This window comes from Paeniglutamicibacter cryotolerans (genome assembly GCF_014190875.1).
Classification (GTDB): Bacteria; Actinomycetota; Actinomycetes; order Actinomycetales; family Micrococcaceae; genus Paeniglutamicibacter; species Paeniglutamicibacter cryotolerans.
Genome location: NZ_JACHVS010000002.1, coordinates 1010777 through 1024581 on the forward strand (window position 1 = coordinate 1010777; position 13805 = coordinate 1024581).

Consider the following 13805-nt stretch of genomic DNA (forward strand, 5'->3'; position numbering starts at 1 on the left):
CGCCCGTCCGTTAGCGGGTGGCCCGGAAGGCGCGCAGCCGGGCCAACGATGATTCCCTGCCCAGGATCACCATCGACTCAAAGAGCGGCGGGGAAATCTTCTTCCCCGATACCCCGGTGCGGATCGGGCCGAAGGCGTGGCGGGGCTTGATGCCCATGCCCTCGACCAGCGCGTCCCGCAGGGCTGCCTGGATGGCCTCGGTGCTCCACTCGGGAGCCGCTTCCAGGGCGGCAATACCGGCATCCAGCACCTCTGCCGTGTTCTCCGGAAGGCCCTTCAGCGAATCGGCAGCGGGTTCGACGTCGCCATCGGCCTGGAAGAGGAATTCGAGCATGTCGGGAGCCTCGCCCAGCAAGGTGATGCGCTCCTGGACCAGAGGAGCCGCCTCGGTGAGGACCTCGTGCTCGCGCTCGGTAAGTTCCGCCCCGACGAGGCCGGCGGCCCGCAGGTAGGGAATAAGGCGTTCGCGGAAGTCCGCGGGCTCGAGCAAACGCACGTGGGTGCCGTTGATGGCCTCTGCCTTCTTCAGGTCGAAGCGGGCGGGGTTGGAGAGCACGTTTTTCACGTCGAACTTCTCCACCAGCGTCTCGCGGCTGAAAATGTCCTCGTCGGCACTCAGCGACCAGCCGAGCAGGGCCAGGTAGTTGAGCAGCCCCTCGGGGATGAAGCCGCGGTCGCGGTGCAGGAAGAGGCTTGACTCGGGATCGCGCTTGGAAAGCTTCTTGTTGCCCTGGCCCATGACGTAAGGCAGGTGTCCGAACAGCGGCATGTACTTCGCGACGCCGATGTCGATCAGCGCGAGGTACAGTGCGATCTGGCGCGGGGTGGAAGAGAGCAGGTCCTCGCCGCGCAGCACGTGGGTGATGCCCATCAGCGCGTCGTCCACCGGGTTGACCAGCGTATAGAGCGGTTGGCCGTTGGCCCGGACCACCACGAAGTCCGGCACCGTTCCGGCCTTGAAGGTGATTTCGCCGCGGACCAGGTCCGTGAAGGTCAGATCCGTGTCGGGCATGCGCACGCGCAGTACCGGCTCGCGGCCCTCCGCGCGGTAGGCGGCCAGCAGCTCCTCGGAAAGGTCCCGGTCGAAGTTGTCGTAGCCGAGCTTCGGGTCGCGGCCGGCGGCCCGGTGGCGGGCCTCGACCTCTTCCGGGGTGGAGTAGGACTCGTAGAGGTGGCCCGCCACCTTGAGCTTGGCGATGACATCCTGGTAGATGTCACTGCGCTGTGACTGGCGGTAGGGCTCGTGCGGGCCGCCGACATTGACGCCCTCATCCCAGGTGATGCCGAGCCAGTCCAGCGCGTCGAGCAGCTGGTTGTAGCTTTCCTCGGAGTCGCGCTTCGCATCCGTGTCTTCGATGCGGAAAATCATTTTGCCGCCCGTGTGGCGGGCGTAGGCCCAGTTGAACAGGGCTGTGCGGATCAGTCCAACGTGCGGGGTGCCGGTCGGGGACGGGCAGAAGCGCACGCGCACTGGGGTTTCATCGGTCACTGTGGGAATGAGGGCTGCGTCAGTCATGATGAAACCATTCTATGTCGGATCTGCGTTTCCCCGGTTCCCGGCAAAAGCGAAGGAGGCGCCGGGGTGCCTGCGGTGATCCGCGGCAACCCGGCGCCTCCCTTCAGGAGCCGATCCGGTGAGGTTCCGAAAGGCCTAGCGCCGGAACGTATTGGATAGCGTTCCGATGCCCTCGATCTCGACCTCGAAGCGTTGCCCCTCGGTGAGCAGGCCGACGCCGGCCGGCGTGCCGGTCAGGATGACGTCGCCCGGCAGCAGCGTAAAGGCCTGGGATGCGAGCGATACGAGTTCACGTACGCCCCACACCAGCTGCGAGGTGTTGCCTTCTTGGACGATCTTCCCGTCGAGCCGGGAGGTGATCTCGGTGTCGTCGTAATCCAGCTCGGTTTCGATCCACGGACCCAGCGGGCAGGAGCCGTCCCAGCCCTTGGCGCGGGCCCACTGGCCATCGCTGCGCTGGGCATCGCGGGCCGTCAGGTCATTGGCGCAAGTGAAGCCGAAGATGACCTCGTCGACCTTTTCCGCCGGCACGTCCTTGCAGATCCGACCGATGACCACTGCCAGTTCGCCCTCGTAGGAGATCTCCTCGGAGAAGGAGGGAAGCGTGACCGGATCCCCCGAACCGACAACGGCGGTGTTTGGTTTCAGGAACATCAACGGGGCGGCCGGGACCTCGTTGCCGAGCTCCTTGGCATGGTCGGCATAGGTCCGGCCGAAGCAGACGACCTTGGAGCGGGGAATGATCGGGGCCAGGAGACGCACGTCCTCCAGGGCATGGCGGACGCCGGTGGGCCGGACGCCCTGGAAGAAGGGGTCGCCGGAGATCACGGCCACCTCATCGTCTTCCACTACGCCATAAAGGGGGTCACCATCGAGTACAAATCGAGCAATACGCATGGACTACAGCTTACTGGTTTCTTCGTCGTCCCCCGCAGCGTCCGCCGCCGGCTTAGCCGGCAGGTCCTGGTCGGGGAGCTCCTCGGACGGCTCGCTTACCGGGTAGCCCTCGGGGTTGCCCGACTGCCAGCGCCACATGTCGGTGACCATCTGCTCGAGCCCGCGTTCGGACTTCCAGCCGATCTGCTCCCGGGCCAGCGTCGGGTCCGCATAGGAGGCCGCCACGTCGCCGGGGCGGCGGTCGGCAATCTCGTACGGGATCCCCTTCTCGGAGGCGCGGGCGAAGGCGGCGATGACTTCAAGCACCGAGGAGCCGTTTCCGGTGCCCAGGTTCCAGGCATGCAGCCCGCCGTGCACGCGCAGGTATTCAAGCGCGGCCAGGTGTCCGGCACCGAGGTCCAGGACGTGGATGTAGTCGCGTACGCCGGTGCCGTCTGGGGTGTTGTAGTCGCTGCCGAAGACGTTGACCTTTTCGCGGCGCCCCACTGCCACCTGCGCGATGTACGGCATCAGGTTATTGGGGATCCCCTGCGGATCCTCGCCGATCCGACCCGACTCGTGCGCTCCGACCGGGTTGAAATAGCGAAGCTTGGCGATAGCCCAGCGAGGGTCCGAAGCCGCCAAGTCATTGAGCATGAATTCTATGTGCAGCTTGGTCCGCCCATAGGGGTTGGTCGCCGAGAGGGCGGTGTCCTCGGTGATGGGCAGGACTTCGGTGTCCCCGTAAACGGTGGCCGAGGAGCTGAAGACCAGGGTGCGGACCTGATGGGCTTCCATGGCCTCGAGCAGATTGAGCGTACCGACGACGTTGTTGCGGTAGTAGTTCAGCGGCTGGGCCACGGACTCCCCCACCGATTTGAGTCCGGCAAAGTGGATCACTGCCTCCGGCCGAGCCTCGGCGAAGACAGCGTCCATGGCCTCGGTGTCCAGCAGGTCCGCCTCGTGCATCAGGGCTCGGCTGCCGGTGATCTCCGCAACACGCTCCAGCGCCTCAGGCGACGAGTTCGAGAAATTATCAAGCACATGGACCTCATGCCCCTCCTCGAGCAGGAGCAGGACTGTATGTGAACCGATATAGCCGGCGCCGCCGGTAACGAGAATGCGCATATGTATATCCTAGGTGCGTGGGTCGGTAGTCGTTTGACCAACGGCACCACCCACGAAGGAATACCGGCCCGGCCCGGCCGCCGCAGGGTCACACCACGGAGAAAAAGGCCTTCGGGCGCATCCGCCCTTCCCCGGGGCCCTCAAACCGGACCAGTGGGTTCTGGCGCGCAGCGCCAGGGCCCACCTCCGACCCTGGCTATCCGGCACCCTGGGCCCGGAACGCATGCAACTTGAGCAGGTTATGCCCTGCCGCCAACAACTTCCACTCCGCCTGCGCGTTCTGAAGTCCGCGCAACAACAAGTGCTTACCCTGACGGGTTTTGATCTGCCCGAACACCGGTTCCACGATGACCTTCCGGCGCGAGTAGATCTTCTTTCCGGGCTTGGTCTTCAGCTTCCGGGCCATCCGCTCACCCAAGGTGGCGTTGGCCGGGATCCGGCCCCGCGGGGACTCCGGGATCGGGGTGGAGTGCTTCACCCGGGCGGTGGAGATGAAGAACCCGGTCCCATGCTCCGCCTCCATCCGCCCCGCCTCCACCAGGTTCGCCTTCGAGCAGTACCCGGCATCGGCGCTCAACGTTTTGGGCATCATGCCCAGGTTTTCCTGGACCCGCTCGACCATGGGGACCAGCTGTCCGTAATCGTTGGCCCCTTGGCCCAACTCGGCGGCAACAATGACCTGATGCCCGGCGTCCACCACCGCCTGCGCGTTATAGCAATAGTGATAGGACCCGTCGGCGGTCTTCATGATCCGCGCTTCCGGATCCGTGAAATTCCGTTGCGCCGTGGGCCTCGGTTCCGATTCCCGGGCTGCGGTGTCACCGGCACCGGTGATCTCATCATCGTCATCCCCGCGCTTGGCGGCCTTCTCTTCGGCTTCTACCCGTGCCTTGTCCGCGGCCTCCTGCTCCAAGGAAGCCCGCGCGGCGGCCATGGCCTTGGACCGGGCCTGCCGGTTGGCCAGTTCCACCGGCAGCTCGTCCCCGCGCTTACCGGGACCGAACTTCGCATCCTCGGACTCGTCCACGGTCTTGGCCTCCGCCATCAGATCGCTGATCTCCTGGGCCAGGACCTTCTGCTTTTCGGTCAGCCGCGCGTAGGACATCGCCTGGTGCCGAGAGGCGTTGGCCCGCAGCTTCGTTCCGTCCAGCGCGACCATCCCGAGTTTGACCATGCCCGCGGCCCGGCAGAGTTCTAGCGCCTGCAGGAACACGTTGGCCAAGGCGGCCAGGTGGCGTTGGCGGAAGCGGCCGATGGATCGGAAATCCGGGGCCTGTTGGGCAGCCAGCCAGCGCAACGCCACCACGTCCGTGCATGCGCGCTCCAGCTGGCGGGAGGAGCGGACCCCGGTGCAGTAGCCGTAGAGCACGATGCGCAGCATCAGCCGCGGGTCGTACGGCGGCTGGCCCTTGGCCTTTTTGTGGGAGGCGTAGAACCGGGTCAGGTCCAGCTCGTTCTCGACCAGTTCGGCGATGAACCGGGCCAGGTGCCCCTCGGGCAGCCACTCCTCCAGGGAGGGTGGCACCAGCATCACCGCATCGGGTTCAAAGGCCCTGAACCGCTTCCGCTCCCCGCCGTTGGCATCCATCAGCCCGTCATCAACGGGCTCGAGGCGCTCCACCAGGGATGCGTCGAACAAGCCGTCCTGCGGGATGGAAGAAGAAGGGGAGTTCATACCCCTCATTCTTCCAGCGACCCCTTTGCGGCCCTGGTTAATTCCTCGGCGTTTTAAGAATCATTTGAGCCCGGCCCCCGACTACCGACCCACACACCTAGTGATCGACCCACACCCTTGCATTCATTGGCTAGGTGCGTTCGGGAATCCTGGACGGCTCTTCGGCGCAGTTGCCTGCCAGGGCTTTGGCTCGGCCAACCAGTGCAAAGCGCCTTGCTGGTTCGCCTCTTTGTCCCGCGCTCCCACGCGGCAGGGGTGCCTTGGACCTGCAGGATCCCGTCACCGCGGAACTGCACCCGGATTCCAGGCATCGGCTGGAAATTCCGCGATGATTCGCACCCGATTACCACGGATACCCAGGACGAAAGCTAGCCCAGACCGGGCAGTTCTCCCCATGCCGCAGTGCGGACGCGAACAGCAAAGTACAAATCCAGCAGCCACGCGGCACACATTGGCTTCGCACCTGAATTTATGTGACGCATATCTCATTTTCACGTGCCGCCTTTCGAACATTCGGTTGATGATCACTTTTCTCGCCCGTAATGTCTTCCCTTGAACGGAGCACCGACTAACCGGAAATCCATGAATCATGGCTCCGAAATCGGTCGATCTGCTTTAAAACTCGAAACCCCCAGGGAGACCATGATGAAAAAATCACTGCTGCAGACGCTTGCAGCAACTGCCATGACCGCGGCGCTGGGCTTGACGCTCATGGGCGCCCCCGCACAGGCTGCAAGTCGTCCGGTCGACGTGACCAAGTACACGATCTCGGACGTCACCTATACCAAGGGCCAGCTCGGGTGCACACAAACCCCGGTCAAGGCCACCATCAAGAAGTCCTCCGCCTACAAGTACTACAGCGTGCAGGCCCCCGTCACCAGGAACGGCAAACTCCTCACCACCTTGTTCTTCAGCGACCGCACCAAAAAGAACGTGGAGAAACTTCAAACCTGTCCGTTCCAGGGCACCGGAAAATTCGTGATCGGTAAGTCCAAGATCTCCGCCTACAGCGGTGACTACCGATACTCCTGGATGAACAAGACCGACGGCACCACCAAGACGTTCTACGTCCGGGGCAAGGGCTACGCCAGCCTCCTGGCCAAGCGGAGCGGCAAAAAGGTAACTTTCCAGTCCGCCGCAAAGTACTACAGCACCAAGAAATACACCAATCTCGCATACAATCCGAAGTCAGCCAAAATCCAGGTCAAGAAGGGATCCAAGTGGGTCACGTTGAAGACCGTCAAGTTCTCAAAGGGTAAGGCAACCACCACGGCCACACTGAAGTCCTCGAAGGCGGCTCAGTTCCGCTTGACCTTCCCGAAGACCACAACTGTCACGGGATCAACGTCAAAGGTCGTCAAGAAGTAACTCTTCCATTGGCGCGGCCGGTGCTGGATTCCTTCGCAGGGGGGAAGCCACCACCGGCCTTTCGCATGTCCTGCGAGTAACGCACCCGGGAATCGGAGACGGCTCTGCCGATGCCAGACGCCGCTCTGGCCACCACCTTGGTGTGACCTGCCGAAGGATGGCTTGCGGCATGCGGCAACTGGCAGAATAGGCATTCGGCCATCAGGTTCTTGAGTGTTCCGCTTGCGCAATCCGTACCTCGCAAGCATTGGCCGTGGCGCCTCCTGGATGATGGTGACGGCTTCGCTGGCTTTAGCTCTGGTGCTTGCCGGTCCCACACCCGTTCTCACCACTCCAGCAGCAACTCTTCCAGATTCGCCGCCCAGCATCCAGGCCATTGCACCGCCTGCAGCCCCCCGCCCCCATGTCGCGCGCCCCTTCGCCACAGTGGCCCTCGACCTGCATTCTGGCTGTTATGCCGGTAGCAATCGGCTCGCCAGCCCACAAGGCACGGCGCCGCGCCCTGGCAGCCAGGCAACCAGCTGCCGCTACCGGTTGGTACCGGGTAAAAGACGCCAAACGCACCGGGTGGGTCAGCGATGTGCATGTCGCCACTGTGAAAGCCTCCTCGGCAAAGAAGTCTTGGAACCACTATCTGCGACCAAGCAAAAGTGAACTGCTCCCCGAAAGTTGGACTGAATAATTCAGGTCCATGCTTTCGGGGAGCAGTTCAGAGGTACAGGAGCCTTACTGATTGGCTCCTTCGTGTGGAAGTGGTCCGATTCTAGTCTGCGGACTCCACTGCGTTCGCATAGTAGGGGTGTCCCACCAGCTGCGCCCGCCGCCCGTCGATAAGCTCACCGATGGCCCTGATGAACTCGGCCGTGGACTCGCCCTTGTCCCGCTGCCCGAAATAGTGCTCGCGCATGGCCAGGCGCTGTTCCTTGAACGCGTCCTGGTCGATGAGCTCGATCAGGAGTTCGACGACGTCATTGCCCGGCTGCCCGTCGATGACCGGGCAGGCGCCACTGATGGGCGCATCGCGGTTCATCGCCTCGCGGTCGTTGCGGCGATCGGTCAGGATCAACGGACGCTCCGGGCGCAGATAAAGGAAGTCGAGGCCAACGCTGGAAACATCGGCGACCAGGGCATCGACATCACCGAACAGGGCAAGGATGTCCTCCGTCAGGGCAACCACGTGCTCCCCGCCGTGGGCATTAGCCTCCTCCAGGGACGCCAGGATCGAGAGGTGGGCGTTCTTGACGCCCGCATCCGTGGAATTCCGGATCCGCGGGTGCGGCTTGTAGATGACGCGCGTTGCGGGCTCGGCCAGGAGCCGCTCGATGACCTGAGCGCCATAGAGATCCATCGACGTGTAGTTGTTGGCGCTGTTTTCACCCTCCCAGGTCGGCGCGTACATCACGGTGCGCCCCTCGAAGGCCGGCAGGATCGAGGCGTAGTCGACATCCAGCTGGGGGCGGCCGACGGGCAGCAGCCGACGTTCGTCGAAGTCCATCAGCACGGCACGGTGGCGCTCCAATGCCGCGTTTCCCGCGATCATCACGTAGTCATATGCCTTGGCCTGGTTCGAGACCATCGAAAGCTTGTCGCTCTCACCGTGGTTGATGTGCACGTGGACGAGCCGCGAGCTGCTCAGCGACTGGAAGTTGGCCACGCCGTTGTTGACGTACAGGCACAGTGAGAAGTCGTTCGCATCGTAGAGGGTAACGAGGTCTTCGAGCCTGCGGACGTAGATCTTGGGCAGGGTCGTCAGGTCCGCGAAATGACGCATGGTCGCCACCTTGCGGAAAACCAGCAGCACGGGCCGCTCCTGGTGGAGGCGTTCCAACACGGGCAGCCACTGGCGCAGCTGATAGGCCTTGGTGGAGACGTCGCTGAAGTAGACAACGATCTGCCCGGGGATGGGCACCGCATCCAATTCGTGGTTTCCGCTCGGGGTCTGCGTCAGACCGAGGGCGTTGCGAACCTTGATCCCGGTCTTGGTACGTACTGCCTTACGAGCTTTCCCGATCGCCCACGACTTCAGTCGCACTACCGCCTCTTTCCACGCCAAGCCACCGTTCGGTGGCCTTCACCTACGATTTTGCGTACTCTCGCCGAAGCGGAACGCCGAGCATCCATCGTAGTACGCATTTTCCAGTCACAAGAATGGCCCCGAACAATGTCCGGGGCCATTTCTGTGCACGGTGTTGCGGTTAGGCCAGTCGCTCGAGCCAGCCGTGGCGGTCCTCGACCGTGCCGGTCTGGATGCCCAGCAGCTCGGCACGCAGTGCCATGGTGACCTCACCGGCGACGGCGTCGGGATCGCCGATGGTCTCCTCGCCGTTCTTCAGCAGCCCAATCGGTGTGATCACGGCGGCAGTGCCGCATGCGAAGACCTCGGCGATGTCCCCGCTGGCAATGCCTTGGCGCCATTCATCGAGGGTGATGGTGCGTTCCTCGACCTCCATGCCGCGGTCCTTGGCCAGCTGGATGATCGAGGAGCGGGTGACACCCTCAAGGATCGTGCCGGTCAGCGCAGGGGTCATCAGCTTGCCCGCCGAAGTGACGAAGAAGACATTCATTCCACCTAGTTCCTCGACGGCCTCGTTATTGAACGGGTCAAGGAAGAGCACCTGCTTGCAGCCGTTTTCCTCCGCCTCGAGCTGGGCGATCAACGATGCAGCATAGTTGCCGCCACATTTAGCTGCCCCGGTACCCCCGCGCCCGGCACGGGCATAGGCATGGGTAACCCAGATGCCCACCGGCTTCAGCTCGCCGCCGAAATAGTTGCCGGCCGGGGAGGCGATGACGCGGTAGGAGACCTTGCGGGCGGCCCGCACCCCGAGGAACGCCTCGGTGGCGATCATGAACGGTCGCAGGTACAACGCCTCGCCGTCGCCGGTCGGGACCCACTGCTGGTCGATGGCCACGATCCGGCGCAGAGATTCGACGAAGGCGTCCTGGTCCAGCTGCGGAAGCGCCAACCGGGCCGCTGACTTGTTCAGCCGCGCCGCATTGGCGTACGGACGAAACGTCCACACCGAGCCGTCGGCGTGGCGGTAGGCCTTGAGCCCCTCGAAAATCTCCTGCCCGTAGTGCAGCACCGAGGCAGCCGGGTCCAGGGCGATCGGGCCGTAGGGCTCGATCCGCGCATCATGCCATTGCCCACCGACACCGTTTTCACCTGCAGTCCAGTCGATCACCGCCGTGTGGTCGGTGAAGTAGTCACCGAAGCCCGGATTGGCCAGGATTGCGGCGCGCTCTTCAGCGCTCTTGGGGTGCTGGGACTGCTGCTGATTGAATTCCATGATGCCGACAGGCTTCCTTCTTCGTCGGGTCGGGCCCGGCCTCGTGACGGCAGGACCTCGCGGTGTCCGCCATGCGGACCTTACTTAGCTTATGACAGCGCGGCCGCTATCGCATCGCCGATCTCCGAGGTGGCGCGCTCATCGGTGAGCTCGTCGCGCGAGGCGATGTCGGTTTCCACCGCCAGTTCCACGCGACGTGCCGCTTTGGAGAGTCCGACGTGGTCAAGCAGCAGTGCCACGGACAGGATGGCCGCCGTCGGGTCGGCCTTCTGCTGTCCGGCGATATCCGGAGCCGAGCCGTGCACCGGTTCGAACATGGACGGAGCCGTGCGGTCCATGTTGATGTTGCCCGATGCCGCCAGCCCGATGCCGCCGGTAATGGCGCCGGCCTGGTCGGTGAGGATGTCGCCGAACAGGTTGTCGGTGACGATTACGTCGAAGCGCGACGGGTTGGTGGTCATGAAGATCGTCGCCGCATCGATGTGCAGGTAATCGTGGGTAACCTCCGGGAATTCGGTGGCGATCTCCTCCACCGTGCGGCGCCACAGGTGGCCGGCGTGGACCAGCACGTTGTGCTTGTGGACCAGCGTGACCTTCTTGCGCGGGCGGTCGTTGGCCCGACGGAAGGCGTCACGGACGACGCGTCGGACGCCGTGGGCGGTGTTCACCGAGACCTCGGTGGCGATCTCATGCTCGGTTCCCACGCGCAGGGCCCCGCCGTTGCCGACGTAGGGCCCCTCGGTTCCTTCGCGCACGACAATGAAGTCGATGTCGCCCGGCTCGGCCAGCGGGCTGGGCACTCCCGGGTAGAGGCGCGAGGGGCGCAGGTTCACGAAGTGGTCCAGCGCGAAGCGCAGCTTGAGCAACATCTCGCGCTCGATCAGGCCGGAAGGAATCCGGGTGTCGCCCGGAGCGGCTCCGACGGCGCCAAAGAGGATGGCGTCGTGGCTGCGCAGCGCCTCGAGCGTCTCCTCGGGCAGGGTCTCGCCGGTCCGCAGCCAGTGCTCGGCACCGAGCTTGTAATCGGTGAGGACCAGCTTGACGGGCTCTGCCTCGGTGGCCTTCTTCAGGACCTTGACTGCTTCGGCGATGACTTCGGGACCGATTCCATCGCCCGGAATAACGGCAATATTCAGGGATTCACTCATGAGCCGATTCTAATCAATCATCCCAACATGTGAGCAAGGCGTCTCACATGTTGGGAATTAAAGGCAAATCTTCAGTCCAGATGGACACCTGAAACCCTGCATTCATTCGATGCGTTAGGAATCAATGATTCTCTCAAACTCAGAAATTGCCCGTCGGTTGTAGGCATCATCATCGAATTTCACAGTCTCTCCGGAGACCGACATAGCCGCGAGCATGGCGTTGGCCAGGGCCTCCACGCTAGGGTCCACGATGGTGCCGACGTTTGGTGGAAGTGCGCCAGAGACCGAACCGAATGACGTCGTGATCACCGGAAGCCCTAGAACGAGCGCTTCCAAGAGGACCATGGGCTGTCCTTCATAGTCACTTGAAAGAACAAAAACATCCGAATGCACCATCAATTTGAAGGGGTTCTTGGTGTGCCCGACCAACTTGACCGAGGACCCGAGCCCGAGGCAATGTATCTGAGCCTCAAGGTCACCTCGCAACGGACCATTTCCAGCAATAACAAGCCGCGACAATGGCTCCTCCCGGTGGACCTGTGCGAATGCTGCGATCAATCTTGCATGGTTCTTCTCCGGAGACAGCCTGCCAACTGAAATGAAGTTGAAAAACGTCGGGCTCTCGACTGCTTCGTGGTCTTTCCCGCTGTTCTTGATCGGTCGAATCCGTTTCTCATCGGGATTCAACATGTTGTGAACCATTCGACCCAATTCATCAAAACTCAGTTCCGACGTTCGGGCAGCGCCTCGCCGGCTTGCTGCTCGCTCGGGTCCCGCAAGCTTACGGATCTTGCGCGCGTTAATAGTGTTCGATGCCCAGGTAAAGTTAGTCGACGGCGCCCAGCTGCTTAGCGATTCCCGATTAATGTCACTAAGGCCCTCCGACACAGACACCAGATTGTCGAAGTGACGATAAATATCAAACGTCGCATGAAGCCCGTGCTTCAGAGGCGTCTCCCCAGCAATAGAACGGTGAGCATCGGCCGCAAGGTCATTGTGTAACCAGATTGATCTGGTGGCCACCGGACCGCTCAGAAACAGGGTTCCCCAGAATGCTGAATATCCGCTGAAATCAACCATGTGATCGAATTCTGCGTTTCCGAGACATCTGGTCCATTCCAGATCCCAGAGCCGGCGTACACTCGCCTGGTCGGATACATACGAACGTTTACCCTTGCTCAGGGCCCTTCTTCTCAGGAGGTTGGCCAGATGACCACCATTGAAAGAACCAAAGCGGAACATCAGTCGTGCATTCGAATTGACCTGAGCGTGGTTATGTGTCTTTGCCGGCTCAGTTGAATACGGGGTCAAGACGGTGACGTCAAAACGTGTGTAATCAATATTGTCCAACAGGTTCAGCGCCGATGTCGTGATTCCGTTCGGTGCCATCCCACCCGCATAGAGAAGAATGCGCTTACGTCCGTCCGCAAAACCTCGTCGGACGCGGTGCGCATCTTCGTTCTTCCGGAAGACAATGTCGGCGATACGTTTACATACCTGGCCATCTTCATACGGCGCGAATGTTTCGCGCGTCGCTTTGTGCTGGGGCGACGCTGTCCAGCTGCCGGGGAACCCAACACATATCTTTGAAATCTGTTCGCCAAGGTGATCAAGCTCCCTGATAACTGGACCGGGTAACTCCTCCGGCTCAACGTAGAGATCACGGTATCGGCGATACTCATCTATGTCGGGAACATAGAACAAAACCGGACGGTCCAGTGCGAGGAAGTCATAGAAAATACTTGAATAATCGGTGATCAAGATACTGGTTGCACCAAGCAGAACGTTGGTAGGCACGCTGTTTGGCATCAGATGCGCGGCCAGCTCCGCATCTCGATGCAAACCATCCGAAACAATATGGTGCGCTTTAACTAGGATTCGAAAACGACTAGTGTCCACACTAGCTTCAAGGTGCCTGACCAAATTACTCAGGTTGGCAGCATCATTGAGCGGACTAAAGTAGGTCTCACCCTTCCAGGTGGGTGCGTAGAGGATGATTTCACGGTCATCAATGCGGAGATCTGTTGAGCTGAGATGCGACTCGAGTTCCTGCCGAGATTCTCGAGTACTAAATTGTCGATCGGTCCGTGGGCTACCTTCTTCAACGATCGCACCTTGGAAGATGTTTCGGAGCTTGAACCCGTCTAGATACATGCATTCTGTCATTGCCTTGGAATTCGACAGGAGATAGTCGGCGCTCAGGAAGTTGCGCATAACATTTCGGGTATCGGCGACGTGACCGGAGACGTCATAACCCATTTTTTTGAGCGGCACCCCATGCCAGGTGTTCAGATATATCTGCCCGGGTCTCTTGACAAACTCTGCGGGAAAACTCGCATTGTTAACTAAGTACTCCGACGTCGAGAGCGCTTTGAAGTAGTCGGGAGTTCCATGCTGGACGAAGGTGACATTCGAGTGAGATGCGAACTCAACTATCGTTGCCGCAAACCGATCAAAATCGTTCAGAACCCAGATATGACTCAGCTTCAAAAACGTCGGCTCGTTGAGCAGGTATCTAAATAGCGCCTCTGGGTTACAGAGCATGCCCTTGCCCGAAAATGATTCATAGAGCACCGTTCCAGGTGCGATTTTGGACTGCAGCCAACGGTTTTTACGTTCTCGGACGAGCGCCCGATTGACCTTTTCCACGAGTTTTGCGCGCGGTTTAAGTGAATTCAAAGTCGGCACCTAGTCGCCCCTATGGCCTGACGGCTTGTTCATTAGTCCCCCTGGTGAGGGCGCTGGTGGCACGCTCACATGACCGCTTTTTGAATGACAGTGAGTTACCAGATTACGCCAAATCA

The 13805-nt window shown here is 61.5% G+C and carries 9 protein-coding genes; 1 reads left to right on the forward strand and 8 read right to left on the reverse strand.

The genetic code is table 11. The features are described 5' to 3' along the window. Window positions 1–10: 10 nt before the first annotated feature. The 4 genes from gltX to E9229_RS17815 form a co-directional block, all read right to left on the reverse strand. Window positions 11–1516 carry a glutamate--tRNA ligase gene (gene gltX / locus E9229_RS17800; RefSeq protein WP_183512997.1) on the reverse strand — a complete coding sequence of 502 codons (1506 nt, stop codon included), beginning with the start codon at window positions 1514–1516 and terminating at the stop codon, window positions 11–13. A gap of 135 nt (window positions 1517–1651) precedes the next feature. Further along, complete coding sequence (locus E9229_RS17805; protein WP_183512999.1) at window positions 1652–2413, reverse strand: fumarylacetoacetate hydrolase family protein; 762 nt, start codon at window positions 2411–2413, stop codon at window positions 1652–1654. A 3-nt stretch (window positions 2414–2416) separates the two neighbouring features. Beyond that, window positions 2417–3520: a UDP-glucose 4-epimerase GalE gene (galE, locus tag E9229_RS17810; RefSeq protein ID WP_183513000.1), complete on the reverse strand. Its 1104-nt coding sequence runs from the start codon at window positions 3518–3520 to the stop codon at window positions 2417–2419. A gap of 196 nt (window positions 3521–3716) precedes the next feature. Then, on the reverse strand, window positions 3717–5108 hold the full coding sequence (locus E9229_RS17815; RefSeq protein ID WP_246380950.1) for an IS1182 family transposase: 1392 nt from the start codon (window positions 5106–5108) through the stop codon (window positions 3717–3719). A gap of 729 nt (window positions 5109–5837) precedes the next feature. Here E9229_RS17815 and E9229_RS17820 point away from each other — a divergent pair. Next, on the forward strand, window positions 5838–6563 hold the full coding sequence (locus E9229_RS17820) for a hypothetical protein (protein WP_183513002.1): 726 nt from the start codon (window positions 5838–5840) through the stop codon (window positions 6561–6563). Window positions 6564–7326: 763 nt separating this feature from the next. Here E9229_RS17820 and E9229_RS17825 read toward each other — a convergent pair. The 4 genes from E9229_RS17825 to E9229_RS17840 form a co-directional block, all read right to left on the reverse strand. Beyond that, window positions 7327–8595 (reverse strand): CDP-glycerol glycerophosphotransferase family protein, encoded by a 1269-nt coding sequence (locus E9229_RS17825; protein WP_183513004.1) that lies wholly within the window; start codon window positions 8593–8595, stop codon window positions 7327–7329. Between the two features lie 163 nt (window positions 8596–8758). Beyond that, window positions 8759–9853, reverse strand: coding sequence for a branched-chain amino acid aminotransferase (locus E9229_RS17830; protein WP_183513005.1), 1095 nt, complete (start codon window positions 9851–9853; stop codon window positions 8759–8761). Window positions 9854–9942: 89 nt separating this feature from the next. Continuing rightward, window positions 9943–11001 carry a 3-isopropylmalate dehydrogenase gene (locus tag E9229_RS17835; RefSeq protein WP_183513007.1) on the reverse strand — a complete coding sequence of 353 codons (1059 nt, stop codon included), beginning with the start codon at window positions 10999–11001 and terminating at the stop codon, window positions 9943–9945. A 114-nt stretch (window positions 11002–11115) separates the two neighbouring features. After that, entirely contained in the window at window positions 11116–13680 is a 2565-nt protein-coding gene (locus tag E9229_RS17840) for a glycosyltransferase (protein ID WP_183513008.1), read from the reverse strand. Window positions 13681–13805: the final 125 nt, after the last annotated feature.